The organism is Streptomyces sp. 5-10 (genome assembly GCF_014712245.1).
In the GTDB taxonomy this organism is placed as follows: domain Bacteria; phylum Actinomycetota; class Actinomycetes; order Streptomycetales; family Streptomycetaceae; genus Streptomyces; species Streptomyces violaceusniger.
This window is the reverse complement of the sequence record NZ_JACVYG010000037.1, coordinates 21,181-45,746: the sequence shown is the minus strand read 5'-3', so window position 1 is coordinate 45,746 and position 24,566 is coordinate 21,181. Positions and strand designations below refer to the sequence as shown.

At 70.9% G+C, this 24,566-nt stretch carries 24 protein-coding genes and 2 pseudogenes; 14 read left to right on the top strand and 12 right to left on the bottom strand.

Annotated elements, in window-relative coordinates:
- Positions 1-137 precede the first annotated feature (137 nt).
- On the top strand, positions 138-1,385 hold the full coding sequence (locus IEJ02_RS32335) for an SGNH/GDSL hydrolase family protein (protein ID WP_191068076.1): 1,248 nt from the start codon (positions 138-140) through the stop codon (positions 1,383-1,385).
- 355 nt (positions 1,386-1,740) lie between these two features.
- Here the strand turns inward: IEJ02_RS32335 and IEJ02_RS32330 are convergent, their stop codons facing one another.
- On the bottom strand, positions 1,741-2,856 hold the full coding sequence (locus IEJ02_RS32330) for an AI-2E family transporter (RefSeq protein ID WP_191068075.1): 1,116 nt from the start codon (positions 2,854-2,856) through the stop codon (positions 1,741-1,743).
- A 166-nt stretch (positions 2,857-3,022) separates the two neighbouring features.
- Positions 3,023-4,000 carry a glycoside hydrolase family 16 protein gene (locus IEJ02_RS32325; protein WP_162002010.1) on the bottom strand — a complete coding sequence of 326 codons (978 nt, stop codon included), beginning with the start codon at positions 3,998-4,000 and terminating at the stop codon, positions 3,023-3,025.
- Positions 4,001-4,617: 617 nt separating this feature from the next.
- Between IEJ02_RS32325 and IEJ02_RS32320 the strand changes: the two genes are divergently transcribed.
- Entirely contained in the window at positions 4,618-5,379 is a 762-nt protein-coding gene (locus IEJ02_RS32320) for a pirin family protein (protein ID WP_191068074.1), read from the top strand.
- A 202-nt stretch (positions 5,380-5,581) separates the two neighbouring features.
- Here the strand turns inward: IEJ02_RS32320 and IEJ02_RS32315 are convergent.
- Positions 5,582-6,083: pseudogene (locus tag IEJ02_RS32315) on the bottom strand (Gfo/Idh/MocA family oxidoreductase); the annotation flags it as partial.
- 231 nt (positions 6,084-6,314) lie between these two features.
- Here IEJ02_RS32315 and IEJ02_RS32310 point away from each other — a divergent pair.
- The gene (locus IEJ02_RS32310; RefSeq protein ID WP_191068073.1) at positions 6,315-7,238 is read left to right on the top strand and encodes an alpha/beta fold hydrolase; all 924 of its coding nucleotides are present in this window, start codon (positions 6,315-6,317) and stop codon (positions 7,236-7,238) included.
- 324 nt (positions 7,239-7,562) lie between these two features.
- The gene (locus tag IEJ02_RS32305) at positions 7,563-7,832 is read left to right on the top strand and encodes a twin-arginine translocase TatA/TatE family subunit (protein ID WP_191068072.1); all 270 of its coding nucleotides are present in this window, start codon (positions 7,563-7,565) and stop codon (positions 7,830-7,832) included.
- A 22-nt stretch (positions 7,833-7,854) separates the two neighbouring features.
- Here IEJ02_RS32305 and IEJ02_RS32300 read toward each other — a convergent pair whose 3' ends face one another.
- The 5 genes and pseudogenes from IEJ02_RS32300 to IEJ02_RS32280 form a co-directional block, all read right to left on the bottom strand.
- Positions 7,855-8,778 carry an ion transporter gene (locus IEJ02_RS32300; RefSeq protein ID WP_191068071.1) on the bottom strand — a complete coding sequence of 308 codons (924 nt, stop codon included), beginning with the start codon at positions 8,776-8,778 and terminating at the stop codon, positions 7,855-7,857.
- A gap of 122 nt (positions 8,779-8,900) precedes the next feature.
- A complete protein-coding gene (locus tag IEJ02_RS32295) occupies positions 8,901-9,473 on the bottom strand; it encodes a TerD family protein (RefSeq protein ID WP_137981183.1) in 573 nt (190 codons plus the stop codon).
- A gap of 312 nt (positions 9,474-9,785) precedes the next feature.
- Positions 9,786-10,715 carry a M56 family metallopeptidase gene (locus tag IEJ02_RS32290; protein WP_191068070.1) on the bottom strand — a complete coding sequence of 310 codons (930 nt, stop codon included), beginning with the start codon at positions 10,713-10,715 and terminating at the stop codon, positions 9,786-9,788.
- Between the two features lie 8 nt (positions 10,716-10,723).
- Positions 10,724-11,149 (bottom strand): BlaI/MecI/CopY family transcriptional regulator, encoded by a 426-nt coding sequence (locus IEJ02_RS32285; RefSeq protein WP_191068069.1) that lies wholly within the window; start codon positions 11,147-11,149, stop codon positions 10,724-10,726.
- Positions 11,136-11,255: pseudogene (locus IEJ02_RS32280) on the bottom strand (MarR family winged helix-turn-helix transcriptional regulator); the annotation flags it as partial. The pseudogene IEJ02_RS32280 and the gene IEJ02_RS32285, both read right to left, overlap by 14 nt.
- 68 nt (positions 11,256-11,323) lie before the next feature.
- On the opposite strand from IEJ02_RS32280, the gene IEJ02_RS32275 reads away from it, so the two are divergent.
- Complete coding sequence (locus IEJ02_RS32275) at positions 11,324-11,944, top strand: flavin reductase family protein (protein WP_191068068.1); 621 nt, start codon at positions 11,324-11,326, stop codon at positions 11,942-11,944.
- Between the two features lie 37 nt (positions 11,945-11,981).
- Positions 11,982-12,638 (top strand): HAD family hydrolase, encoded by a 657-nt coding sequence (locus IEJ02_RS32270; RefSeq protein ID WP_223864835.1) that lies wholly within the window; start codon positions 11,982-11,984, stop codon positions 12,636-12,638.
- Positions 12,639-12,866: 228 nt separating this feature from the next.
- On the opposite strand, the gene IEJ02_RS32265 is transcribed toward IEJ02_RS32270, so the two are convergent.
- Positions 12,867-13,739: an undecaprenyl-diphosphate phosphatase gene (locus tag IEJ02_RS32265; protein WP_191068067.1), complete on the bottom strand. Its 873-nt coding sequence runs from the start codon at positions 13,737-13,739 to the stop codon at positions 12,867-12,869.
- 315 nt (positions 13,740-14,054) lie between these two features.
- On the opposite strand from IEJ02_RS32265, the gene IEJ02_RS32260 reads away from it, so the two are divergent.
- Positions 14,055-15,593 carry an MFS transporter gene (locus IEJ02_RS32260; RefSeq protein ID WP_223864834.1) on the top strand — a complete coding sequence of 513 codons (1,539 nt, stop codon included), beginning with the start codon at positions 14,055-14,057 and terminating at the stop codon, positions 15,591-15,593.
- Between the two features lie 78 nt (positions 15,594-15,671).
- On the opposite strand, the gene IEJ02_RS32255 is transcribed toward IEJ02_RS32260, so the two are convergent.
- The gene (locus IEJ02_RS32255) at positions 15,672-16,418 is read right to left on the bottom strand and encodes a TVP38/TMEM64 family protein (protein ID WP_191068066.1); all 747 of its coding nucleotides are present in this window, start codon (positions 16,416-16,418) and stop codon (positions 15,672-15,674) included.
- A gap of 244 nt (positions 16,419-16,662) precedes the next feature.
- On the opposite strand from IEJ02_RS32255, the gene IEJ02_RS32250 reads away from it, so the two are divergent.
- The 3 genes from IEJ02_RS32250 (at position 16,663) to IEJ02_RS32240 (ending at position 19,020) form a co-directional block, all read left to right on the top strand.
- A complete protein-coding gene (locus IEJ02_RS32250; protein WP_165556361.1) occupies positions 16,663-16,815 on the top strand; it encodes a hypothetical protein in 153 nt (50 codons plus the stop codon).
- A gap of 96 nt (positions 16,816-16,911) precedes the next feature.
- Positions 16,912-18,087, top strand: coding sequence for an elongation factor Tu (gene tuf / locus IEJ02_RS32245; protein ID WP_191068065.1), 1,176 nt, complete (start codon positions 16,912-16,914; stop codon positions 18,085-18,087).
- Positions 18,088-18,174: 87 nt separating this feature from the next.
- Positions 18,175-19,020: a spermidine synthase gene (locus IEJ02_RS32240; RefSeq protein ID WP_191068064.1), complete on the top strand. Its 846-nt coding sequence runs from the start codon at positions 18,175-18,177 to the stop codon at positions 19,018-19,020.
- Between the two features lie 9 nt (positions 19,021-19,029).
- Here the strand turns inward: IEJ02_RS32240 and IEJ02_RS32235 are convergent, their stop codons facing one another.
- Both IEJ02_RS32235 and IEJ02_RS32230 read right to left on the bottom strand, forming a co-directional pair.
- Positions 19,030-20,394 carry an MFS transporter gene (locus tag IEJ02_RS32235; RefSeq protein ID WP_275561387.1) on the bottom strand — a complete coding sequence of 455 codons (1,365 nt, stop codon included), beginning with the start codon at positions 20,392-20,394 and terminating at the stop codon, positions 19,030-19,032.
- Between the two features lie 74 nt (positions 20,395-20,468).
- Complete coding sequence (locus tag IEJ02_RS32230) at positions 20,469-21,590, bottom strand: DUF8017 domain-containing protein (RefSeq protein WP_191068063.1); 1,122 nt, start codon at positions 21,588-21,590, stop codon at positions 20,469-20,471.
- Between the two features lie 95 nt (positions 21,591-21,685).
- On the opposite strand from IEJ02_RS32230, the gene IEJ02_RS32225 reads away from it, so the two are divergent.
- The 4 genes from IEJ02_RS32225 to IEJ02_RS32210 all read left to right on the top strand — a co-directional run bounded on the left by IEJ02_RS32225 (position 21,686) and on the right by IEJ02_RS32210 (position 24,434).
- A complete protein-coding gene (locus tag IEJ02_RS32225; protein WP_191068062.1) occupies positions 21,686-22,138 on the top strand; it encodes a DUF4442 domain-containing protein in 453 nt (150 codons plus the stop codon).
- A 197-nt stretch (positions 22,139-22,335) separates the two neighbouring features.
- Positions 22,336-23,004 carry a DedA family protein gene (locus IEJ02_RS32220; RefSeq protein ID WP_191068061.1) on the top strand — a complete coding sequence of 223 codons (669 nt, stop codon included), beginning with the start codon at positions 22,336-22,338 and terminating at the stop codon, positions 23,002-23,004.
- A 171-nt stretch (positions 23,005-23,175) separates the two neighbouring features.
- On the top strand, positions 23,176-23,718 hold the full coding sequence (locus IEJ02_RS32215; RefSeq protein ID WP_191068060.1) for a gamma carbonic anhydrase family protein: 543 nt from the start codon (positions 23,176-23,178) through the stop codon (positions 23,716-23,718).
- A gap of 23 nt (positions 23,719-23,741) precedes the next feature.
- Positions 23,742-24,434, top strand: coding sequence for a GAF and ANTAR domain-containing protein (locus IEJ02_RS32210; RefSeq protein WP_191068059.1), 693 nt, complete (start codon positions 23,742-23,744; stop codon positions 24,432-24,434).
- Positions 24,435-24,566 lie beyond the last annotated feature (132 nt).

Sequence of the window (24,566 nt, the reverse complement as noted above, 5' to 3'; positions counted from 1 at the left end):
AATAGATCCGATGACCATGGGGTGATGAGCAGCTAATCCCGGGCAGTTTGGCGTTCTCTCTCGACAGCCGGGTCGGAATTGCGTATCAATTCATCCGATCACTGAACTGAGCCGTCGAGAGAAGGAAAGGCCGCATCATGCAGAGACCGGGCTTATCCGCACGCGCCCTCGGCCTCCTGGCCGCGACCGCCGCCGCCCTCGGGGCCTTCGTGGCCACCGGAACCGAGTCCTACGCCGCCCAGTCCGCCGCCCAGCCCGCGACACCCCCCGCCCCGCGCTCCTCCGTCGTCACCTGGGCCTCCAGCGCCTACCCGGCGGGGACCGCCGCCCAGGACCTGACCTACCGGTTCGTCATCCACACCAGCGTCGGCGGCCGGGACCTGCGCATCCGGCTCTCCAACGCCTACGGCGACCAGCCGGTGACCTTCGGCCACGCCTACGCGGGCGTACGCGAGTCCGGGGCGGCGGTCGTACCCGGCAGCAACGGACGGCTGACCTTCCGCGGCGCGTCGTCGGTGACCGTACCGGCGGGCGGCGTCGTGTACAGCGATCCGCTGCCGGACCGCGTCCAGCCCCAGTCGGACCTCGCGATCAGCCTCTACGTGCGCAGTGCGGGCACCCTCGCGACCGGCCACAAAGGGGCCCGTGCGACCTCGTACATCGCACCGGTCGGTGACCATGCGGCGGAGGAGGGCGCCGCCGCCTACTCCCAGCAGATCACCTCCTGGTACTACCTGGACGCCGCCGTCGTACGGCCCCGGCCCGGCAGCGGCGCCGTCGTCGCCTTCGGCGACTCGATCACCGACGGCTCCGCCTCCACCCAGGACACCAACCGCCGCTGGCCGGACTTCCTCGCCCGTCGCCTGCTCGCCGACCCCCGCTCCCGGCTCAAGGGCGTCGCCAACGAAGGCATCTCCGGCAACAAGATCCTCGCCGACGGCTCGGCCGAGAGCGCGCTGAAACGACTCGACCGGGATGTGCTCTCCCAGGCCGGTGTGCGCACGACGATCCTGCTGGAGGGCATCAACGACATCAAGGCCACGCCCGGCCCCACGGCCGACGACCTCATCGCCGGCTACCGGCAGATCATCGCCAGGTCCCACGCGCGCGGCGTGTGCGTGGTCGGGGCGACCGTCATGCCGTACGAGGGCTGGCGGGAGTACGAGACCGTCGACGAGGCGGTCCGCCAACAGGTCAACGCCTTCATCCGCACCAGCGGCGAGTTCGACGCGGTCGTCGACTTCGACGAGGCCGTCAGGGACCCCGCGGCGCCCGCCCGAATGCTCCCCGCCTACGACAGCGGCGACCACCTCCACCCCAATGACACCGGTATGCGGGTCATGAGCGACGCCATCTCCCTCCGCGCCCTCCGCTGCGACCGCTGACCCCTCCACCCCGGCCCCCGGCCCGCGCCGGGGGCCGGGCACCCCTTCGGCCGCGTACGGGACCATGCCGCCTCCGGCCTCGTCGGTCAGACGCGTGGACCGAGGAACAGGCCACCGCTCGCGTCGATGACCTGGCCGGTGATCCAGCGGGGAGGCGGCGGGTTAACCCTGGGCCCATGGGCAACGGGGTCGCCGTCGGATTCCGCGGACGCCGAAGACTCCGTCAGCCGCTGGCGTGGCGGGCCCTGCCCCCGGCGCGCACCCGGCCGGCAGCGCCCGATGCGCTTGCCGGCGCTGACGCTGACGCCGGGGGCTGACGCCGAGGGCCGCCACCGAGGGGCGACGACGAGGGGGCCTACGACACGGCGGCGCCACCGGCGTGCTGCTCGTTGCTCTCCGGCTCTTGTGGCGGATGGCTGAGCTGCTCACGCAGGTAGTTCCAGACCACCGCGATCAGCGCGGCCACCGGTACGGCGAGCAGACTGCCCACGATCCCGGCCAGGCTGCTGCCCAGTGTCACGGCCAGCAGGACGACCGCCGCGTGCAGGCCGAGGCCGCGGCTTTGGATCATGGGCTGGAACACATTGCCCTCCAACTGCTGCACCACGACGATGATCGCCAACGCGATCAGCGCGTCCGTCGGACCGTTGAACACCAGCGCGATGAGCACCGCTACCACACCCGCGAACAAGGCCCCCACGACGGGAATGAACGCGGAGATGAAGGTGAGGACCGCCAGCGGCAGCACCAGCGGTACTCCCAGAGCCCACAGCCCGAGTCCGATGAGGATGGCGTCGAGCAGGCCGACCAACGCCTGGGAACGCACGAAGGCGCCGAGGGTGTCCCAACTGCGCGCGGCCACGGCGGGGATGTCGGTGGCGAGCCGACCGGGGAGCTGATGGGCGAGCCACGGCAGGAACCGCGGGCCGTCCTTGAGGAAGAAGAACATCAGGAAGAGCGCCAGGACGGCGGTGATCACACCGTCGACCACAGTGCTCACTCCCGCGACGACAGCGGTGACCAGGCTGCCCGCACTGCTCTGCAACCGGGCCGCCGCGGTGTCGGTGGCCTGCGCGATCTGGGCATCGTCGATGTTCAGCGGTGGCCCGGCGGCCCATTCACGCACCCGCTCGATGCCTTCGGCCACACCGTCGGCCAGTTCACCGGACTGGGACGCCACCGGTACCGCGATCAGCGCCGCGATACCCGTGGCGACCAGGAGGAACAGCAGGGTCACGACCGAGGCGGCCAGCGCGGGAGCCCACCCGCACCCGCGCAGAAAGCGGGCCAGGGGCCAGGTCAGCGTCGTGAGGAGCAGGCCGACGACGAGCGGCCAGATGACCGACCACATCTGCCCCAGGGCCCACAGGACCACCGCGGCCATGACGAGGATCAAAAGCAATTCGAGGGAGATGCGCGCCGATACGCGGAGCGCGGCGCGGGTTTTCGTTGAACTCAACGTGCGTGGCATGGGGTCACCCGTACCTCATCTGTGCTGCCCGGCGCTGCTTTTCGGGCGGACCCTAGCCAAACTCCCAGTGCCGGCGGGAGCGGAAGGGGCGAGCGCGCCCGGGTGCGCCCGGCCCACCGCACTGGTGGGACCGGGCGCACCGCTGCCTGGAGGGATGTGCGCGGCGCTACTGGCTCACCTTGACGGAGAACCAATCCACGCTCATCCCCACACCGGAGGTGGTGTCCGCCGCCGGCGAGGTGCAGCCGCAGACCTTGTTCGGGTACGAGCCGCCGATCGCGACGTTGAAGATGGCGAAGAACCCGTGGTCCACCGCCTTCTTCCAGGTCTCGGCGGACACCTGGTCCTGCTTCACCGTGAAGGTTTCCTTGCCGTCGCGGTAGAAGCGCAGCTGTTCGGCGGAGGTGTCGGTGCGATCCACGATCACGGAGTACGTGTGGTACTCGGTCTGACAGGTGTCGCACGGCAGCAGGTCGCTGCTGATCCCGTCCGGGTCGTGGCACTCGCCGGCCCACGCGCCGCAGTGGAAGGTGTTCGAGTGCTTGCTCAGCCCGTTGACGTCCTCCATGATGTCCAGCTCGCCGATGCTCGGCCAGTTGGTGGCTCCGACCGGGCGGGCGTCGGCGCCCATGGCCCAGAAGGCGGGCCAATAGCCGAGGGCCTTCTCCGGGTTGGGCTGCTTGAGGGAGGCGCTGATCTCCAACTGTCCACCGGCCGGCGCCTCGAAGTCGGTGCGCTGGGTCTCCACGCGGCCGGAGGTCCACTTCCCGGAAGCGTCGCGAATCGGCTTGATCACCATGTGACCTTCACCGTCGTGGTAGACGTTGTCGGTCGAGTCCGTGACCGATTCGATCTCGCCGGTGCCCCAGTTCGCGGCGCCGCCCGGGTAGCCGGTGCCGATGTCGTACAGCCAGTCGTTCTTGTTCAGGCCGGTGCCCGCCGCGCCGTCGAAGTCGTCCCGGAAGACGGTGGTCCACTCGGCCGCGGACGCGGGCTCGCCGGCGGCCGCGGCGTTGGAGGACACCGTGAAAGCCAGGAGTCCGGTCAGCGAAAGCGACAGGGCGGCCAGGAAGGCCGGAACGCGTCGACGGCGGCGGCGGTGTTCGGCATCCGCCGTCCTGCCTGAGGAAGTGATCCTGAACATGTGGGGGGCTGCTTTCGTTTGAAGGAACCGCGGTGACGGGATGTGCGAGCCCCCGTAGCCCGCTCCTGGCGTGGGGGTGAGGGGAGATCGGGCTACGGGAACTCGGGCACAGTGGGCAGAGCGAGCGCCGATCGGGTCGAGAGAGCGCTCACACGGAATGACTGTCTTGGACCCTGCCCTTGCCGGTCAAGTGTCGTGCTGAGTTCACTAGTTGAACGAAAGCCCTTGGCTTGACCGCGCTCCCGCGAAAGTATTGATCGCCCCACTTCAGAGTTGGAGGCATGCCCGAGGTGCCGGCACTCGCGCTCGCCAACTCTTGACGGCGCACCACGCCGCCATGGGGAGCGATCGCCGCACCGGCCGAGAGCGGTTCTGCCGGTGTGCCGCCACGGCGATGGTGCCGGTCGCGCAGATCTTCCGGCGCGACGCGCCGGGACCCTGGTGGCCCGCCGGCATCGACCTCCTGCGGCTCCTCCGGTGCCCCCGTGAGCACTGGGCTCCTCCGGCCCAGCAGGCCGACGTCAGCCCTACGGGAATGACCTCGCCGCCCATAGTTGTTAAGCATTCAACTAGATTGGGTTCTGGAAGGGCCCATCCATGGACAGTGAGGAACCCTCATGGCTTCGACCCTCGACATCCGCCGCGCGGACGACCGCTTCCACACCCATGCCGGGTGGCTCGAATCCCACCACTCCTTCTCCTTCTCGCACCACCGGGATCCCGGCAATACCCACTTCGGGCTCCTGCTGGTCTCGAACGACGATGTCGTCGCCCCGGGCACCGGCTTCGAGACCCACCCGCACAGAGACATGGAGATCGTCACCTGGGTGCTTGAGGGCGGCCTGGTTCACCAGGACTCCGAAGGCCACAACGGTGTGATCTACCCAGGTCTCGCCCAGCGGATGAGCGCCGGCACCGGCATCCTCCACAGCGAGAAGAACGACTCCTGGACCCTCGCGGGCGGCCCCGCGCACCAGGACCCGGTCCACTTCATCCAGATGTGGGTGATCCCCGACGAGGCCGGCATCCGTCCCGGTTACGAACAGCTCGACATCAACGGCGAGCTCGACCGGGGCGGCTGGACCACCCTGGCCTCCGGCATGTCCAAGCACGCCGACCAGCGGGCCATCGGCATCCGCCAGAAGCACGCCGCCCTGCACGTCAGCCGCATCCGTCCCGGCGAGACTCTCCCCATCGCCACCGCCCCGTTCGTCCACATCTTCGTCGCCCGGGGCAGCGTCGAGCTGGAGGGTGCGGGGCCGCTGTCCACCGGGGACGCGGGACGCATCGCGCGCGCGGAGGGGCAGCGCGTCACCGGTGGTCCCGACGGCGCGGAGGTCCTGATGTGGGAGATGACCGCCGCGGTCTCCGCAGGCTGACCCGGCGGCACCGATGGCGACCGCGCCCCGGCCGGAGTGGCGGCCGGGGCGCGGCCCATGGGAGGGCCGCGCGGGCACGAAGGTGCGTGGTCAAACGCGACAGGGCGCGCGCCTGGGACGGGCCGGAACCATCGAGATCACCACCGATGCCGACGGCACCGACTGGGTCAGCGCCGCCACCGTCTGCATCCGCGGCGGACGCCGAGACGGCCACATAGGCGGCCGGCGGCGGTGCGGGGTCCAACGTGGTCGACCGTACGGTGTGCAGCGTGCCGAGCTCACCGCTCACCACGGCCTACCGCTCACCACGGCCTACCGCTCACCACGGCCTTACCGCTCACCACGGCCTGGCGCGCGGCCACACAGCCCGCGTCGAAGCGCCGGTTGTAGCCGATCTGCACCTCGACACCGCTGCCTTCCACCGCCCGCAGCACCTCCAGGCTCTGCTCGACGCCGCGGGCCACGGGCTTCTCGCAGAAGACCGGGACGCCCGCCTTGACCGCGGCCAGGATCAGCTCCGGGTGAGCGTCGGTCGCGGCGGCGATCACGACGTCGTCCACTCCGGCGGCGAACACGGCCTCGGGGGAGTCCACCGCCCTGGCCTCGAACGGTGTCGAGACCGCGGCGGTGGCGGCGGCCACCGGATCCGTGACCACCAGGGAGTCCACCGCGCCGGTCCAGTCGACGACCGAGCCGGTCACCACACCGCTGCGGTCGGAACCCGCAAGTACATCAAAAGCCCATCATCATTCCTCGGGATCAGCCCTGCGACACCTCGTGCTGTCGAGCCATCCTTGACCGATCGTTCCAACATTGGCTAGCGTGAGCCTGGCTTCGATCGCACCAGGAGGTCATCCGTGATCGACGACATCGCAATCCGTCGTCGGCCGCGGCGAGCGAGCGCTGTTCACCACGACGCAAGACAAGGATCGACCATGAACCACCGCGAAGTTCCCCGGCCGGGCATCGGTGCGGAGATCTCCGATGCCGAGCAGCTGGAAGGCTTCACCCACCTCTCCGCCGACGCGGACGGCATCCGTATCCACGCCGTCGTGGGCGGTAGTACGGGAAGCGACCCCGTCGTCCTGCTCGCCGGGTTCCCCCAGACCTGGTACGCCTGGCACAAGGTGATGCCGGCGCTCGCGCGGCACCACCGCGTGATCGCCCTCGACCTGCCCGGGCAAGGGCTCTCCGACCGCCCCGCCGACGGGTATGACACGGAAACCGCCGCCGTCCGGGTCCACGAGGCGGTCGCACGGCTCGCGGGCGGCCGCTACTGGCTGTTCGCGCACGACATCGGATCCTGGGTCGCCTTCACCTACGCCCTGCGCTACGCGGACGAGCTGGCCGGACTGGCGCTGCTCGACGCGGGGATCCCTGGTGTGACGCTGCCCGAGACCCTGCCGCTGAACCCGGCCGGCGCCTGGAAGATGTGGCACTTCGCGTTCCACCAGGTCCCCGATCTGCCCGAGGTCCTTCTCGAAGGCAAGGAGCGCGAGTACGTGTCATGGTTCCTGCGCGCGAAGACCGCCACGGGGAACGTGTTCGACGGGGCCGAGATCGACCTCTACACCAAGGCCCTCATCCGCGACGGCGGCCTCCACGCGGCGATGGAGTACTACCGCGCCGTGCCCGAATCGGCGGCCCGCAACCGCCGGCTGCTCGCCGACCGCGAGCTGACCATGCCGGTCCTCGCGATCGACAGCGAACACGGTTCCATTCCCGACATGGCCGCTCCGCTCACGCCCTTTGTCCCCCACGTGGGACGTGCCTCCATCGCGGGCGCCGGCCACTTCATCCCCGATGAGCAACCAGAAGCCCTCGCGCAGATCCTCCTGCGATTCGCGAACGGCCTTTGAGTGAACGGCAATGTGAGCCAACGGCCTTTGAGCACCGTGGAGTTCGCCAATCCGGCCCCACCGCAACCGGCACACCGGCTCGCTGACCCGCACACCGGCTCACTGACCGGGACGCCACGCTGCGCGGCGTGGCCGCCGGCAGGTGGGGGCGCGGCCCCGGCACTTCCGCTGTCTCCGTCCGTGCATCACCCATGGGCATCTACAGTGCTGTAGATTTTTATCGCGGTTCATCGAGCACCAGAACCGCGTTCAACAGGGCCCGCCGCGATGTCTCGGCGTGCTGCGACGCCACCACCACGCCGTCCATGGAGAAAGCAGGCGCCCGTGCTAGGGATAAGTGAGCTGGCCCTCCTCCTCATCGTCGTCATCGTCGTCATCGGGGCCAAGAAGCTCCCCGAACTGGTCCGCTCCATGGGCAAGTCGGCCCGTATCTTCAAGAGCGAAGCCAAGGCGATGGCATCCGATGACGACAGTCAGCGGGACCGCTCCGGTCCGAGGGTCATCCAGGCCCAGCCCGGCGATGTGATCAGCTCTCGGACAACGGACACCGAGCCGGGTAACGGGAGCGGGAGCGGCGGCACCGGGCCCCGCTGATCCCGCCAGGAGGGGCGGGCGCCTATCCGCCCGGGACGCGAGCCCGTCGCCCCTCGTCCCCGTCGGTCGGCACCAGACATTGGCAGGCACTGCTCGTGGTGCCCAGGTCCGCTTCGAGGTCGTCCAGGGCCTGCCGAGCGGCCGCGATCCGCGCACGCAGCGGCTCCGGAGTGGGTCCGACGGGTGTGGGGCCCGGCGGCTCGGCCTTCTCCGCTTCCTCCATGGCGCGGGCTTCCTCGAGGGAGTTGATGACAACGCCGATGAGCAGGTTCACCAGGACGAACGAACCCAGCAGCACGAACGAGGCGAAGTAGACGATGGTCCAGCGGGAGATCTCCAGTCCCGCCCGTACCGCGTCCCCCAGCCCGTCCAGGGTGATGAGCAGGAAGAGCGTCAGGACGGCCCGGCCGATCGAGCCGTAGTGCTCCGGGTCGTCATCGGCGAAGAACACCCAGCCGACCATGGCGTACACATACAGCAGCAGCGTGCCGACCAGCAGGAAACTCAGGGTGCCGGGCAGGCTCTTGCCGATGGCCGTGATCACCACCCGTATCTGTGGCAGGAACCGCGCGGCCCGCAGCACCCGTGCCAGGCGCAGCAGCCGTAGCACCGTCGCGTTCTCGCGGGTGATGGGGAGGAAGGCCAGCGCCACGACCGCCACGTCGAACAGGTTCCAGGGATCGCGGAAGAAGTCCCAGGGCCGGTCCGCGTGGGCCACCATCCGCAAGAGGATCTCGGCTGTGAAGATCGCCAAGAACCCGTGTTCCAGCGCCTTCAGCTCGGTGTGCCAGTCCTCCACCACGCCGCTGTACGTCTCGACGCCGAGGACGGCGGCATTGGCCATGATGACGCTGAAGACCACCACACCGAACCAACCCGAGTCGACGACCCGGCGGGAACCCTCCACGAGCGCGTGCACCTTGGGCGCGGCAGTACCGTCCACCATCTCGCTTCCACCAGTTCCGAACTGCCACGCGCCAGCCGCGGTGACGGCATGCGAGGCGGACCGCCATCGGGTCGATGGCCGGCGCCCGCCTCGGGTCGGCGCCACGTCAGCGGCGGGGGCCCTCACACATTGACGCCGTAGTCCTTGGCGATGCCCTCCAGGCCCGACGCATAGCCCTGGCCGATCGCGCGGAACTTCCACTCCCCGTCTCGCCGGTACAGCTGGCCGAACACCATCGCGGTCTCATCGTGGCCGTCCTCGGTCAGCTCGAAGCGGCACATCTCCACCCCGGCCGCCTGGTGCACCACGCGGATGTACGCATCGCGCACGCGACCGAAGGTGCTGGCCGCCCCTTCCTGATCGTGGATCGACACCACGAAGACGACCGACTCCGCCTGCGGCGGCAGTAACGTGAAGTCGACGGCGATCTGCTCGTCATCTCCCTCACCCTCGCCGGTCCTGTTGTCGCCGGTGTGCCGAACGGCGTTTTCGGGAGTTGCCCGGTTGTTGAAGAAGACGAAGTACTGATCCGACAGGACCCGTCCGTCCGCCCCCAGTACGAGGGCGCTCGCATCGAGGTCCACGTCGCCGGGGCCGGTGTTCACCTTCCAGCCGAGGCCCGCGACGACGCTGGCGATGCCGGGCTGGGAGCGGGTGAGGGAGAGATTGCCGCCTTTGGACAGGCTCACAGTCACAGGGCACAGCTCCTGGGTTCGAAGTGACCAACACACGGGGGTGGACAGGCGCGAAGGCTCGCAGAAGGAGATTTCTGCCGTCGCCATGTGCCGGATCCGGCCGTAAATCTACAGCACTGTAGAAGTGTGGGTGTGCCGCAACCGATCATTTGAAGCCAGGGCCAGGCGAGGGCGAGGCGCGCCCGGCGACCGGGTGTCCGGGCGCGCGGACTCCGGTACGGCACGGGGATACGCCCCGGGGCGCCGTACCCGCCGTACCCGCCGTACCCGCCGTACCCGGCGGATCCGGCTGTGCGGCGCGTGGCGGCCCGGCTATACCGGGGTGGCCGCGTGCAGGATGACGAACAGCGTGACCGCCGAGTTCGCCGAGGACAGCGCCGACGCCGTGGTACCCATGGCGGCCCCCCACGCGGCCAGGCCCACCGCCGTGAAAACGGGCGGCCAGACGCGCCCGGCGGGGGCCGGACTCAGCAGAGCGGCCACCCGGCGCGGCACCGGTCCCATGGCCGCGAAACCCGCCAGCGTGGCGACCGGCGCCCCGCGGGAGATCAGCGCGGACCTGCCCACCGCCAGCGCCACGGTGCGCCGGCTGCCGACCGCTTGGGCCGCCTCCTCGTCCGCCCACCGCTCGGCCGTGTAGGCGACCGCGGTCCGCAGCGGGCGCAGGAACGGGTTGGCCCGCGCCGCGAGTTGCACGGTGAGCAGGAACCGATGGTGGCGGCGGGCCAGATGCGCGCGCTCGTGAGCGAACAGCGCCCGGCGCTCGGCCGGACGCAGCCCGGTGAGCATCCCGGTACTCACCACGACCCGGTCACGCCTGCCCGGCAGCGCGTAGGCATACGGCAGTTCGTCCCGCAGCACCGCCACCGGCGTGGCGGGCAGACCCGCGAGCGCGCGCTCGGCCCGGCGCCGTACGCGCTGATGACGCCACACCGTTCGTACGCACGCGGCGAGTACGGAGAGCAGCGCGGGGATGGCGGCCTTGCCCGCCACCTCGTCGTACGGGACGGCCTCGCGCACCTCCGGGTCCGACCAGCCGTCCGGCAGCGGGTTGCCGGGCAATTGCGCGGTGCCGACCACCATCAACAGCGCCAGACACAGCGTGCTGCACACGGCGAACACCCCCGCGACCGCCGACAGCAGCCAGGTCGCCGCACGCGGGTGCAGATGCTGTTCGGCCAGGCGGGCGATCGGCCACGCCGTCAAGGGCAGCACCAGCGGCAGGAAGACGAAGACCCCCATGAGCTCCTCTACTCCTCCGCTTCCCTGGCCTGCTCCAACAGGCCCCGCAATACCTGCTCATCCTGCGGCGGCAGGCCGGTCACGAAGCTGGCCAGCACCGCCTCGCGGTCACTCTCCCCGTCCAGCACCCGCCGCATCCTCAAGGCCGCCAGGCCCGCCTCGTCGGCGGTCGGAGTCCACACGAACGACCGGCCCGCCTTCTCCCGCGTCACCGCCCCCTTGGCCAGGAGCCGCGTGAGAATGGTGATCACGGTGGTGTAGGCGAGAGTGCCGCCGAGTCGTTCTTGGACCCATGTCGTGCTCACCGGCCCCGGCGCCTCGTGCAGCGCCACCAGCACCTGCGACTCCAGCTCGCCTTGACCGCGCCGTCGGCCGCGCTCCTGGTCTCTCACCCCGCCACCCTCCACTCGCGTCCTCTCGCCGTACCATGCCATTCTTCTCCAAGCCTCGGAGCGCCCTGCTGAAGTTGCTGGAGATCAGCTGGGTGGCCTCGGCCGCCGCGCTGGGCGTCGTGCCCGGGTGGTGGTCGATGAAACGCATCACAGGGGCTGGGTGAGACCGTGGGCCGTCGCTGGGGTGCGCCGCCGCGTCAGCGGATACTGGGGCGCATGCGTATCGACTTCGATCCCGAGACCGTGGGTCCCACTCCCTTCTACAAGCTGCTGACCTCGGTCATCGTGCCTCGGCCGATCGCCTGGGTGTCCACCGTCGGGCAGGACGGTGCAGCGAACCTCGCCCCGCATTCGTTCTTCACCGTGGCGGCCGTGGCGCCGCCGGTGGTGCAGTTCACCTCCGTGGGGCGTAAGGATTCGCTGCGGAATGTCGAGGACACCGGGGAGTTCGTGGTGAACCTCGCTCCCGAGGGGCTGTTCGAGCAGGTCAACGCGACGGCGACGGACTTTCCGCACGGGGTGAGCGAGTTCGAGGCGGTGGGGGTGGAGCAGGAGGCGAGTCTGCGGGTGAAGCCGCCTCGGGTGGCGGGGTCGCCGGTGGCGTTGGAGTGTGTGGTGCACAGCACGGTGGGGCTGGGGAACTCGACGGTGGTCTTCGGGCGGGTGGTGCATGCCGCGATCGACGACGCGGTGATGGTCGACGGGCATGCGGAGATCACCAGGCTGCGGCCGCTGTCCCGGCTGGGGAAGAACGAATGGGGCACGGTCGGTGAGGTGCTGGATCTCGCCCGGATCCGTTACGCGGACTGGGAGGGCCGGGGGCCGGAGAAGGTCTGAGGGCCGTGGGCCACGGCAGCGGAAGAGGGGCGTGGTGATGGAGAGCGTGGTGTTCGACATCGGCTCGACCCTCGTCCGTGAGGACCGCTACTGGGGCGCCTGGGCCGACTGGCTCGGGGTGCCCCGGCACACCCTGTCCGCGCTGGTGGGGGCCGTCGTCGCGCAGGGGCGGGACGACGGGGACGCGATCCGGCTGCTGCGGCCGGGCGTGGACATCGACGCCGAGCGGCGGGCGCGGGAGGCGGCGGGGCGGGGGGAGTGGCTGGACGAGTCCGATCTGTACCCGGACGTGCGGTCCGCGCTCGGCGCCCTGCGGGAGTCCGGGCTGCGGGTGGTCCTGGCCGGAAACCAGTCGCTGCGGATGGGGGAGCTGCTGCGGGGGATGGGGCTGCCGGTCGACGCCGTGGCGACGTCCAGTGGGTGGGGCGTCGTCAAGCCCGATCCCGAGTTCTTCCGGCGGGTGCTGGAGCTCGGCGGTGCCGCGCCGGGGGACACGGTGTACGTGGGCGACTACCCGGCGTTCGACATCCGGCCGGCGAAGGCCGCCGGGCTGCGGGCCGCGCATATCCGCCGGGGGCCGTGGGCGTATCTGTGGGGCGACACGGCCGACGCGGCGATGGCGGACTGGCGGATCGACTCGTTGAGTGAGCTGGTGGGGATCGTCGCCGGACCGGCGGGGCCAGCGTCCCGGTAAGGCGGCAGCTCAGGGGAGGGGTGTGCGCTGGGTGAGGAATTCACACCCGGTGTGATGCGAGTGCTTGCATATATCTACCGCACACCCTTCCCCGCCGCCCGGCGGGGCGCTTGACTCGTCCCATGCCGCTCAGGGGGCGCCAGCCCTGAGCGAAGGGGCCGCCGGACTCCTCCCTCCTCGGCCGGCGGCCCATCTCCCTGCCTGTCCGGCGGATGTCCGAGAGGTGCGTCAGCCCGCCGACTCGGCCGCGTGCGCGCTCAGCACACCGAAGCCGACCAGCGCGAAGAGCGCGATGCCCAGCAGGATCCGGTAGATCACAAACGGCATGAAGCTCTTGCTCGAAATGAATTTCATGAACCACGCGATCACCACATAGCCGACAATGAAGGCGATGACCGTCGCGAAGATCGTCGGGCCCCACTCGGTATGGCCCTCGGACGCGTCCTTCAGCTCGAAGGCGCCCGAGGCCAGCACCGCAGGCACGGCGAGCAGGAAGGAGTAGCGGGCCGCGGCCTCGCGGGTGTAGCCCATCAGCAGTCCGCCGCTGATCGTGGCGCCGGACCGGGAGACGCCCGGCACCAGCGCCATCGCCTGGCAGACCCCGAATATGAGCCCGTCCCGGACGCTCAGCTCCTGGAGCGTCTTGCGCTGGTTGGCGACGCGGTGCCGGCCGCCCGTCTCATCGCGGGCCGCACGCCGGTCCGCGAAGCCCAGCACGAGGCCCATGACCACGAGGGTCGTGGCTATGAGCCGCAGATCGCGGAACGGGCCCTCGATCGCGTCCTGGAGGGTGAGCCCGAGCACACCGATGGGCAGCGAGCCGACGATCACCAGCCAGCCCATCTGGGCGTCGTGGTTGCCGCGCCACTCCTTGCTGAAGAGCGAGCGGAACCAGGCCGACACGATGTTGACGATGTCCTTGCGGAAGTAGATGAGTACCGCGAGCTCCGTACCGATCTGGGTGATCGCGGTGAAGGCGGGCCCAGGGTCGTTCCAGCCGGCGAACGCGGCCGTGAGCCGCAGATGGGCGCTGGAGGAGATCGGAAGAAACTCAGTCAACCCCTGGACCAGCCCGAGGATGAATGATTCAAACCACGACATTGAGTCTTCGCTATCCAAGGCTGATCGTGCGCTGCTCGGTCCCTGGTCGCAGATGTCCAGGCATGACCGATTCAGGCGGGGCGGTCAGTGGGAGGCCGACCGTCGAGGATCAACGGCCGGTTGTGGGGGCAGCGTAGCGTCCCCGGGTGCGCGGCCCATCAAGGGCCTGGTCAGACCATCGGTTCAGCGCTTTGACCTTGGGTACTCGGGGCCGGGTCGCCCGGCCGCGGGCGCCTGGTGAGGATCAGCCGTGATCAGCCATGCATAGCCGTGAACAGCCATGCATAGCCGTGGACAGCCGAGGAGCCGAACCGTATGACCGCGATCGGGCACGACGGAGGGCAGGGAGGCCGACCGGACGGGGCCGGTGCCGGAAGCGGGCCGGGCGGGACGATCACCACCCAGGTCCCGGCGCGGCTGGACCGGCTGCCCTGGTCACGCTGGCACTGGATGATCGTGGTCGGCCTCGGCACCGTATGGATCCTGGACGGTCTCGAGGTGACCGTCGTCGGCAATATCGCCAGCCGCCTCTCCGAGCCCGGCAGCGGGCTGCCCATTACCGACGCGCAGGTCACCGGGATGGCGGCGGCCCTCTATGTGGCCGGGGCCTGCACCGGGGCGCTGGTGTTCGGCTGGCTCACCGACCGCTACGGCCGCAAGAGGCTCTTCCTCATCACGCTCGGCGTCTATCTCGCCGCCACCGCGCTCACCGCCATCTCCTTCTCCGCCTGGTGGTTCTTCCTCTTCCGGTTCCTCACCGGCTTCGGCATCGGCGGGGAGTACGCGGCCATCAACTCCGCGATCGACGAGCTGATCCCCAGCAAGTACCGGGGCCGCGTCGACCTGGTCATCAACGGGAGCTTCTGGCTCGGTGCGATGGGCGGCTCGCTGCTCTCCGTACTGATGCTGAACACCTCCTTCTTCGCGCTGAACGTCGGCTGGCGGCTCACCTTCGCCCTCGGCGTCGTCCTCGGCCTGGTCATCCTGCTGGTCCGGCGGAACGTCCCCGAAAGCCCGCGCTGGATGTTCATCCACGGCCGGGCGGAGGGCGCCGAGGAACTGGTCGCGGCGGCCGAACGGCGGATAGAGGACGAGACCGGGCGGCGCCTCCCCGAGCCGGACAAGGCCATCACCATCCGCACGCGGAAGAGCACCGGCTTCATCGAGATCGCCCGGACGCTCTTCCGGACGTATCCCCGGCGCGCGGTCCTGGGGCTGGCCCTCTTCATCGGGCAGGCGTTCCTCTACAACGCCATCACCTTCGGTTTCGGCTCGATCCTGGTGAAGTTCTTCGGCGTGCCCAGCGGTGACACCGGCTACTACTTCACGGTCATCGCCTTCGGCAACTTCCTCGGGCCATTGCTGCTGAGCAGGCTCTTCGACACGGTCGGCCGGCGACAGATGATCTCGGGGACGTACCTCCTCTCCGGTGTGCTGCTGTTCATCACGGCCTGGATGTTCGGCAACGGCTGGCTCAGCGCGACCACGATGACCGCCTGCTGGTGCGTGGTCCTCTTCTTCGCCTCGGCCGGTGCCAGCTCGGCGTATCTGACGGTCAGCGAGGTCTTCCCGATGGAGACGCGCGCCCTGGCCATCGCCTTCTTCTACGCCATCGGCACGGCGGCCGGAGGCATCAGCGGTCCGCTGATCTTCTCGGATCTGACGGCGAGCGGAGTCGTCGCCGACACCGCGCTGGCCTTCTCCATCGGGGCGTCGCTCATGGTCGCGGCCGGGCTCGTCGCCGCCTTCCTCGCGGTTCCGGCGGAGCGGCGTCCGCTCGAGGACGTCGCCGAGCCGCTGTCGGCCCGCGCCGCGGCCACGTCGGCCTCCGCCACCGGACCGGCCGGCGGCTGACCACCCCCGGCCCCGTCAGCTCCGCGGGTCCGCCCTCGGGCCCCGCGGGTCCGCCCGTCAGGCCCGCGGATCCGACCGTCAGCTCCGCGGCGCCATCTCGTCCGCCGCCGTGTCCTCCGCGGGCCGCACGGGGCGGATACGGCCGCGTTTGCGCCAGGCCACGAGCGCCCCCGCGACGGCGGGCACCGTGATGAAGGCCAGCGCGAGGAGGAAGACGGGCGAGGTGGGAGTGGTGGCGCGGCTGCCCGCCACCACGTACGCGGCGGTGTTCGGCACACTGCCCAACCCGGTGGCCAGCAGGAACGACGGCCAGCCCATCCGCGAGACGGCCGCGCAGTAGTTGGCGGCGGCGAACGGTACGCCGGGGAACAGCCGGATCGCCAGCATCGACCGGAACCCGTGGTGGCTCAGCTGCCGGTCCGCCGCCGTGAGCCAGCGGCCCCGCAGCAACGGCCGCAGCGCGTCCTGCCCCAGCAGCCGCCCGAGGCCGAAGGCGATCCCGGCGCCGATCACCGTGCCGCCGATGGCCGTGGCCAGCCCGGCCTGGATGCCGAAGAGCGCACCGGCCGCCAGGTTCAGCAGCGGCCGGGGGACCAGCGCGGCGGTGCCCACCCCGTACGCGGCCGTGAACAGCACCACGGCCGTCCCGCCCGACAACTCCGGCCAGCCGTGGGTCAGCAGCCGCTGCGGCTGCCACAGCCAGACCGCGATGGCGGAACCGGTGAGCAGCGCGGCGAGCAGCCCCAGCCGCGACCACGGCGAGAGGAGCACGGCGAGGGCGCGGCGCGTGGCCGGTTTCGCGGGCGGCGGGGCGACATCGAGCATCGGTGGAGCGTAACCGACCGGGCCCGGCGGACGCTGTGATGTCGTCGGGTTGTCGTCGGATTGTCGGCAGACCGTCGACAGAGGGACCCGAACTCGTCGTCAGAAGACCCCGGACTCCGTCGACAGAGCCCCCGTACCCCCTCGACAGAGAGGGTTCCGAACTACCCGTCCCACCGACCCCGCACATACCGAAACGCACCGAAAACCATTCGACGCGGACCGAACACTGCGCGAAGATCACAGCATGTTCCGGCTCGCCTTCCTCACGCCGACGTCCGCGGTCGCGGACGCGCCGAAGGCTGCCGTCCCCTCTCTCGCTCCGGCCGCGGTCGCCGCCCTCACCACGGACCCGCCCGCCGCCGTTCCCGCCGCCCGCCTCGACGGCGCCCGAAGCTGACCCTCCTCGGACAACTCCGACGGATCCCCCAGGGGGAGGGTCGGCGAGGTTCTGGGGTCCGCGTTTCCCACCCCGCTGACGAGGAGAGATCGTCGCATGTCCAAGCAGACGTATGTGCGCACCAAGCCGCATCTGAACATCGGCACCATGGGCCATGTCGACCACGGCAAGACCACGCTGACCGCCGCCATCACCAAGGTGCTGAGCGAGCGCGGCACCGGTGGCGCCTATGTGCCGGCCGACCGCATCGACCGGGCGCCGGAGGAGGCCGCGCGCGGCATCACCATCAACATCGCGCACGTCGAGTACGAGACCGACACCCGGCACTACGCGCATGTCGACATGCCCGGCCACGCCGACTTCATCAAGAACATGGTGACCGGCGCCGCCCAGATCGACGGGGCGATCCTCGTGGTCTCCGCGCTCGACGGGGTGATGCCGCAGACCGCCGAGCATGTGCTGCTGGCCCGCCAGGTCGGCGTCGACCACATCGTGGTGGCCCTCAACAAGGCCGACGCGGGCGACCCCGAGCTCACCGACCTCGTCGAGCTCGAGGTGCGCGAGCTGCTCTCCGCGCACGGCTACCCCGGCGACACCACGCCCGTCGTACGGGTCTCCGGGCTGCGGGCGCTGGCGGGCGACCCGCGGTGGACGGGGGCGATCGAGGCGCTGCTGGACGCCGTGGACATCTACGTCCCGACGCCCGTGCGCCACACCGGGGCGCCGTTCCTGCTACCGGTGGAGAACGTGCTGACCATCACCGGACGCGGCACGGTCGTCACCGGCGCCATCGAGCGCGGCACGGTACGGGTCGGCGACCGTGTCGAGGTGCCCGGCACCGATGTGGCCACGGTGGTCACCGGGGTGGAGACCTTCGGCAAGTCCATGGAGTCGGCCGAGGCGGGGGACAATGTGGCGCTGCTGCTGCGCGGAGTGGCGCGGGACGCGGTGCGCCGCGGCCATGTGGTGGCCGCGCCCGGCAGCGTCGTGCCGCGGCGGCGCTTCACCGCGCGGGTGTACGTCCTCTCGGCGGCCGAGGGCGGCCGGCGGACCCCGGTGTCCACCGGCTACCGCCCGCAGTTCTACCTCCGTACGGCCGATGTGGTCGGCGCCGTGGACCTCGGGGCCGCCGCGGTGGCGCGCCCCGGTGACACGGTCACCATGACGGTCGAGCTCGGCCGCGCCGTACCGCTGGAGCCGGGTCTCGGCTTCGCGATCCGCGAGGGCGGCCGCACGGTGGGCGCGGGGACGGTGACCACCGTGCTGCCGTGACCATCACCGGCCCCGCTCGTCCGCCTCCCCCGTGCGGGAGGCGGGCGAGCGGAAGCCGCGGCACGCACGCGACGGCACAATGAGAGGGTGAACGAGCCGATACCCGTGAGCCGTGTCGTGGACGGCGGCACCGCCAAGCTGATGCCGGACCTGGACCGCCCGCGCGCCTGGCTGCTCACGGTGGACGGCGCCCCGCAGTCGTATGTGGACCTGGACGATCCGGGCCATCTCGAATTCGAGTACGCGCGGCGGATCGCCCATGTCCTGGACGCGGCCGCCGATCCCGGCGCTCCGCTCGACGTACTGCACCTGGGCGGCGGGGCTTGGACGCTGCCTCGCTATCTGGCCGCCACCCGCCCCGGCTCCCACCAGGTGGTGATCGAGGCCGACCGGGGGCTGCTGGAGCTGGTCGCCGAGCACCTTCCGCTGCCGTCCGGGGCGGGCGTCACGGTGCGGCCGGAGGACGCCCGGACCGCGCTGGAGGCCGCGCCCGAGGGGTCCGCCGATGTCATCGTGGCCGATGTCTTCGGCGGTTCGCGGGTGCCCGCGCATCTGACCTCCGTCGAGTACGCCCGCGCCGCGGCCCGGGCGCTGCGCCCTGGCGGGTGGTACGCCGCGAATCTGGCCGACGGGGCGCCGTTCGCCTTCCTCCGCTCCCAACTGGCCACCTACCGCACGGCGTTCGCGCACCTCGCCCTGATCGCGGAGCCGTCGGTGCTGCGCGGCCGCCGGTTCGGCAACGCCGTGCTGGTGGCCTCCCAGTCCGAACCGCCGGTCGCCGTGCTGGCCCGCCGCACGGCCGCCGACGCCTTCCCGGCCAGGGTCGAGTACGGGGAGGCGCTGGAGCGGTTCATGGGTGGCGCGGCGCCGGTGCGGGACGAGGACGCCACGCCCTCGCCCGAGCCGCCGGACGGGGCGTTCAGCGTGGGCTGACGGGGCCGTTCAGCGTGGGCTGACCGGCTCCGGGTCGGAGTCCGCGACGGTGGCCGGTTCCGGGTCGGTGTCCGCGGCGGTGGCCGGTTCCGGGTCGGAGTCCGCGGCTGCGGCCGGTCCGCCCTCGGCGACGGGCTCGGTCTCGCGCCGGCGCAGCCGCCGTACGTCCGGGACCGTCAGCACCGCCAGCGTCAGCGCCAGGATCAGCGCCGAACACCCCCACAGCGAGGCCGCCCGGCCGAACGCCTCCTCGGCCGGACCCGCGAGCGCCGTGGCGAGCGGCACCATGGCGACCGAGCCGAACCAGTCGTACGCCGAGACCCGCGACAGCTTGTCCTCGGGGATCTCCTGGTGCAGCGCGGTCATCCAGGACACCCCGAACACCTCGATCGACACCCCGACCAGGAACATCACCACGGCCAGCGGCGCGGTCGGCACCGGGACGGCCAGCGCGGCGGACGGCAGGGCGAGCGGCAGCACACACAGGGAGCCCGCGAGCAGCATCCGGCGCGGCCGCCAGCGCACCATCAGCAGAGCGCCCAGGACGGTGCCCGCGCCGAACGCCGCGAGCGCGAGCCCCCAGGGGCGCGCCCCGCCCAGATGGTCCTCGGCCACCAGCGGGCCGAAGACCGACTCCGCCGCTCCCACCACCGCGTTGACGACGGAGAACTGGAGGACGATCGACCACAGCCAGGGTCGGCCGACGAATTCGCGCCAACCTTCGCGCAGATCCCGCAGCATGCCGCCGCCGGGCTCCCGTTGGGCGACGGCACGCACGTCGAGCAGGGAGCGCAGGGCGCCCGCGACCGCGAACGCGGCGGCGTCGACGGCCAGCACCCAGCCCGGGCCGACCACCGCGACCAGCGCGCCGCCGAGCGCGGCCCCGCCGATCTGCGCACCGTTCATGCCCATCCGGAACAGCGCGAAGGCACGGGGCGCCTGTTCGCCGTTGACGCTGGAGAGCAGCATGCCCTCGGCGGCGGGGGAGAAGAACGCCTGCCCGGTGCCGCCGAGCGCGGACAGCACGGCCATCTGCCACAGCCGCGCCTCGCCGGACAGGACGAGCACGGCGAAGACCGCCTGCGAGAGGCAGTTGAGGCTGTTGGCGGCCACCATCACCCGGTGGCGGGGCAGCCGGTCCGCCACCGCGCCACCGATCAGCAGGAAGACGACCAGCGGAAGGGTGCGGGCCGCCGCCACCAGCCCGACGTCGCCGCCGTCCCCGCCTGCCTCCAGCACCGCGAACGCCGCCGCGATGAGGGCTCCGGCGTTCCCGAGGCCCGTCACCACGGCGGCGGTGGTCAGCAGGGTGTAGTTGCGGCCGGCCCACGCGGGGCGGCGCGGTCGGAGGCGCGGGGCCGGAGGAGTCGTCACATCCGGACTATCCCTGGGGGCGGGCCCCGGCGTCCAACCGAATTCCGGCCGCCGTGATCGGAGCGGTCAGGGGGTCAGGAGACCTCCGACTTCACCGGCCGCAGCGAACTCATGATCTTCTTGATGGTGGAGTCCGGGACCTCCTCCTTGGTGCCCTTGACCGAGTACAGGACCCAGGTGGCGAAGTCGCCGTTGGTGTCCGTGTAGGTAACGGTCACCGACTTGCCGTCGGTGGTGCACTTGTCGGTCTTCTTCACCCCGGTGACGGTGGCCGACGCGGTGTAGCCCTCGAGGCCGTGGGCGCTTTTGAACTTCTTGGCGTCGGTGACCTTGCGGGTCCCGGTCTGCTTCTGGTCGAAGGCGGCGAAGACCCAGTTCTCGGCCTCGATCTTGGCGGCCGACGCCTCGCTCTTGGCGCCCTGCGCGCCCTTCGAGCCCGCCCCGGCGGCGTGGCTCTTGTTGACGTAGCCGTCCTTGTCCTTGACCGAGCAGTAGTCCTTCTTGTACCTCGCCGGAGCGGACATGACCACGAGCGGCTTGCCCTTGTCGTCCTCGAAACCGGTGCTCAGGCCCGGCGATTCGACCGTCCACTCCGGGGGGACGTCGAAGGCGTTGTGCCGCTTGGGGCTGACCACCGGCTTCCAGCCGGGTATGACCGCCTTGACGTCGGTGGTGTCACCGCCGGCGCGCGGGTTGTCCGCACCGCCGCCGCCCGGGTCCTCGGTCGGCTCCTCGGAGGCCGGGGCCGATGCGGAGGCGGGCGTCTTGTCCTTCCCCTTCGACTCGTCACCGCCGCCGCTGTCGTCCTTGCCCAGGACCAGCGCACCGGTGATGGCCGCGGCGGCGACGACCGCGATGGCCGCGACGATGGCGATGGTGGTCGTGCGCTTCTTGTTGTCGCGCGGCGGCTGCGGTGCGCCGGACGGGCCGGACGGAGCGCCCCACTGCTGGCCGGGCGGACCCTGCGGCGGGCCGTATCCGGGCTGCTGCCCCGGCTGGCCGTACTGCCCCGGCTGGCCGGACTGTCCCGGCTGCTGCTGGGGCGGCTGCTGATAGGGATTCGGCTGCTGGTACCCCGGCTGCTGATACGGGTTGGGCTGACCGTATCCCGGCTGCTGGTACCCCGGTTGCTGATAGGGGTTCTGATGGTGCGGGTCGTTCTGCTCGCCCCCGGGCGGCTGCTGTCCTGGCCACATGGCCAGTAACGATAGAGGGGAGCGACGACAGCTGCTACGGCCGCCCCGTGGACTGCCCCTTTCCCCGTTTTCTACTGGGTGGTAACTTCCGGGTCATGTCTGAAACCCTGCCCTCCGTCGGTGAGATGCTCGCCGCCACGGTGCCCATGGTGCGCACCCTGAACCTGGAGTTCCGCGAGACGTCGCCCGAGCGCGCGGTGCTGTGCCTGCCCGACCAGCCCGACTTCCACAACCACGTCGGCGGCCCCCACGCGGGCGCGATGTTCACCCTGGCGGAGTCCGCGAGCGGCGCCGTCGTGCTGGCGGCGTTCGGCGATCAGCTCGGCCGTGCCGTACCGCTGGCCGTGCGCGCAGAGATCGGCTACAAGAAGCTCGCCAAGGGGCCCGTCACCGCGACCGCCACCCTCGGCCGGCCCGCCGCCGAGGTGGTCGCCGAGCTGGACGCGGGGGAGCGGCCCGAATTCCCGGTGAACGTCGCGATCACACGCGAGGACGGCGCGGTGACGGGTGAGATGTCCATCGTGTGGACCCTGCGCCCCCAGTCCTGAGCCCGTCCTCCCCGGCCCCGAGCCCGGCCCCGGGCCCGGCCCCGCGTCCGTCCTCCCTGCGCCGGACTCGACGCGAGCGGGAGCACGACTTGGGGATGATGGCGACCGCGCGCCGATTGAGTAGGCTTCCCGGCGTGCGCCACGTCCCTGGTCCGGCGCACGCCGGGAAGCGGTCGCCACATGGGGAGGAACCGGCGTTGCATATCGATCAATGGCTCGAGACCGTGCCCGCGGTCAGCGTGTATCTGCTCGTGGGCATCGTCATCGGCCTGGAGAGCCTGGGAATCCCGCTCCCCGGTGAGATCATCCTCGTCAGCGCGACGCTGCTGGCGGCCTCCCAGGACCACATCAACCCCTACATCCTGGGGACGTGCGCCGTCGCGGGCGCGGTGATCGGCGACTCCATCGGGTATCTCATCGGCCGCAAGGGCGGACAGCCGCTGCTCGCCTGGCTGGGCCGCAAATTCCCCAAGCACTTCAGCGCCGAGCACGTGGCCACCGCCGAGCGCTCCTTCCAGAAGTGGGGCATGTGGGCGGTCTTCGTCGGCCGGTTCATCGCGCTGCTGCGCATCTTCGCCGGGCCGCTCGCGGGCGTGCTGCGCATGCCGTACTGGAAGTTCCTCATCGCCAATGTGCTCGGCGGCATCGTCTGGGCCGGTGGCACCACCGCGGTCATCTACTCCCTGGGCAAGGTCGCGGAGGACTGGCTGAAGCGCTTCTCCTGGCTCGGGCTCGTGCTGGCCCTGCTCTTCGGCCTCGGCTCGATGCTCGTGATGAAGTGGCGCTCCAAGAAGGCCAAGGCCGCGGCGGTCACGGCGGCCGATTCCGAGACCGCCGAGCCGGAGCCGGTCCCGGCCGGGGACTAGGTGTGCTGTCCGGGGCGCTCTCCCCTCCCCGCCCCTTCCCACAACTGGGGCTGAGGCCCCAGACCCCGGGGTCCAGGGGCGAAGCCCCTGCCACGCGGCGAAGCCGCATATCGATGCTTGGGCTCTGCCGGGGCTACCGGCCGGGGCGCGGAAAGCGGAGGGAACGACCAGGTGGGAGAGACGGTGCGCGCCTTGATCTTCGGCATCGACGGGAAGGAGCCACAGATCGCCCCCGACACGTTCGTGGCCCCCACGTCGGTGGTGATCGGCGATGTCGTGCTGGCGGCGGGAGCGAGCGTCTGGTACCAGGCGGTGCTGCGGGGCGACGGCGGTCCCATCGTCCTCGGCGCGGACAGCAACATCCAGGACAACTGCACGGTGCACGTCGACCCCGGATTCCCGGTCTCGATCGGTGAGCGGGTCTCGGTCGGGCACAACGCGGTCGTGCACGGTTGTACGGTCGAGGACGAGGTCCTGATCGGCATGGGGGCGACGGTCCTCAACGGCGCCCGGATCGGTACGGGATCGCTGGTCGCGGCCCAGGCCCTGGTGCCGCAGGGGATGGAGATACCGCCCGGTTCGCTGGTGGCGGGGGTGCCGGCGAGGGTGAAGCGCCCCCTCACCGACGAGGAGCGGGAAGGTATCAAACTGAACGCCCAGGTGTACGCGGACCGGGCGAAGCAGTACCGGGAAGCGCTCAGGGGCGGCGAGTAGCCGGATGTGATCGGGTGATGGTCATGGACTGGGAAGCCTTCGCCGAGCGCATGGCCACCATGGCACGGGATCTGCTGGCGCAGGATTCCGTGGAGGCCACGCTGGACCGGATCAGCGCGTGCGCGGTGGACATCGTGGAGGGCTGCGACGCGGCCGGCATCCTGGTGCTCCACGGCAGCCGAGCGGAGTCCCTCGCCCCCACCGAAGGGCTGGTGGTGCGGTCGGACCGGCTGCAGGAGCGGCTCAGGGAGGGACCCTGCTTCGACGCCGCCCGCCGCCTGGACGGCGAGCGGGTGTTCCGGATCAAGGACTTCACCGAGCCCGAGGAGCGCTGGCCGGACTTCGTGAGCGAGGCCCGCGGCCTCGGCATCGGCAGCATGATGGGGTTCCTGCTCTACACCGAGCAGGAGAACCTCGGCGCCCTGAACCTCTACTCGCGCCACCCCGCCGCCTTCACCAAGGCCAGCGAGACGGCCGGCTGGCTGCTCGCCTCGCATGCCGCGGTCGCCTTCTCCAGCGCCCGCACCGCCGATCAGCTCCAGCAGGCGCTCCAGACCCGGCACACCATCGGGGAGGCCATGGGCATCCTCATGGAACGCCTGAAGGTCAGCGAGGACGACGCCTTCGTCCTGATCCGCCGGGTGTCCCAGGAGCGCAACGTCAAGCTGCGGGACATCGCCCGGCAGATCTGCGAGAGCGGTGGAATCGACGGCTGAGGCGTCAGCCCGGGCCGACGCGTCAGCCGAAGCGGCTCTTCCGGCCCGCGGTCTGGACCGGAAGGGCCTGGCCACCGTGGTCCCCCGGGGGTCCGCTGCGATGGCGTGACGCCCAGGTACCCCCGGGGCCTC

Excerpts from the sequence above, each read along its gene's own strand:
- IEJ02_RS32210 (WP_191068059.1), top strand. The coding sequence starts at position 23,742 with ATGGACTGGGAAGCCTTCGCCGAGCGCATGGCCACCATGGCACGGGAT.
- IEJ02_RS32285 (WP_191068069.1), bottom strand. The coding sequence starts at position 11,149 with ATGGCATGGTACGGCGAGAGGACGCGAGTGGAGGGTGGCGGGGTGAGA.
- IEJ02_RS32290 (WP_191068070.1), bottom strand. The coding sequence starts at position 10,715 with ATGGGGGTCTTCGTCTTCCTGCCGCTGGTGCTGCCCTTGACGGCGTGG.
- IEJ02_RS32270 (WP_223864835.1), top strand. The coding sequence starts at position 11,982 with ATGGAGAGCGTGGTGTTCGACATCGGCTCGACCCTCGTCCGTGAGGAC.
- IEJ02_RS32255 (WP_191068066.1), bottom strand. The coding sequence starts at position 16,418 with ATGCTCGATGTCGCCCCGCCGCCCGCGAAACCGGCCACGCGCCGCGCC.
- IEJ02_RS32320 (WP_191068074.1), top strand. The coding sequence starts at position 4,618 with ATGGCTTCGACCCTCGACATCCGCCGCGCGGACGACCGCTTCCACACC.
- IEJ02_RS32310 (WP_191068073.1), top strand. The coding sequence starts at position 6,315 with ATGAACCACCGCGAAGTTCCCCGGCCGGGCATCGGTGCGGAGATCTCC.
- IEJ02_RS32260 (WP_223864834.1), top strand. The coding sequence starts at position 14,055 with ATGACCGCGATCGGGCACGACGGAGGGCAGGGAGGCCGACCGGACGGG.
- IEJ02_RS32275 (WP_191068068.1), top strand. The coding sequence starts at position 11,324 with ATGCGTATCGACTTCGATCCCGAGACCGTGGGTCCCACTCCCTTCTAC.
- IEJ02_RS32335 (WP_191068076.1), top strand. The coding sequence starts at position 138 with ATGCAGAGACCGGGCTTATCCGCACGCGCCCTCGGCCTCCTGGCCGCG.
- IEJ02_RS32330 (WP_191068075.1), bottom strand. The coding sequence starts at position 2,856 with ATGCCACGCACGTTGAGTTCAACGAAAACCCGCGCCGCGCTCCGCGTA.
- IEJ02_RS32250 (WP_165556361.1), top strand. The coding sequence starts at position 16,663 with ATGTTCCGGCTCGCCTTCCTCACGCCGACGTCCGCGGTCGCGGACGCG.
- IEJ02_RS32265 (WP_191068067.1), bottom strand. The coding sequence starts at position 13,739 with ATGTCGTGGTTTGAATCATTCATCCTCGGGCTGGTCCAGGGGTTGACT.
- IEJ02_RS32230 (WP_191068063.1), bottom strand. The coding sequence starts at position 21,590 with ATGTGGCCAGGACAGCAGCCGCCCGGGGGCGAGCAGAACGACCCGCAC.
- IEJ02_RS32225 (WP_191068062.1), top strand. The coding sequence starts at position 21,686 with ATGTCTGAAACCCTGCCCTCCGTCGGTGAGATGCTCGCCGCCACGGTG.
- tuf (WP_191068065.1), top strand. The coding sequence starts at position 16,912 with ATGTCCAAGCAGACGTATGTGCGCACCAAGCCGCATCTGAACATCGGC.
- IEJ02_RS32300 (WP_191068071.1), bottom strand. The coding sequence starts at position 8,778 with ATGGTGGACGGTACTGCCGCGCCCAAGGTGCACGCGCTCGTGGAGGGT.
- IEJ02_RS32325 (WP_162002010.1), bottom strand. The coding sequence starts at position 4,000 with ATGTTCAGGATCACTTCCTCAGGCAGGACGGCGGATGCCGAACACCGC.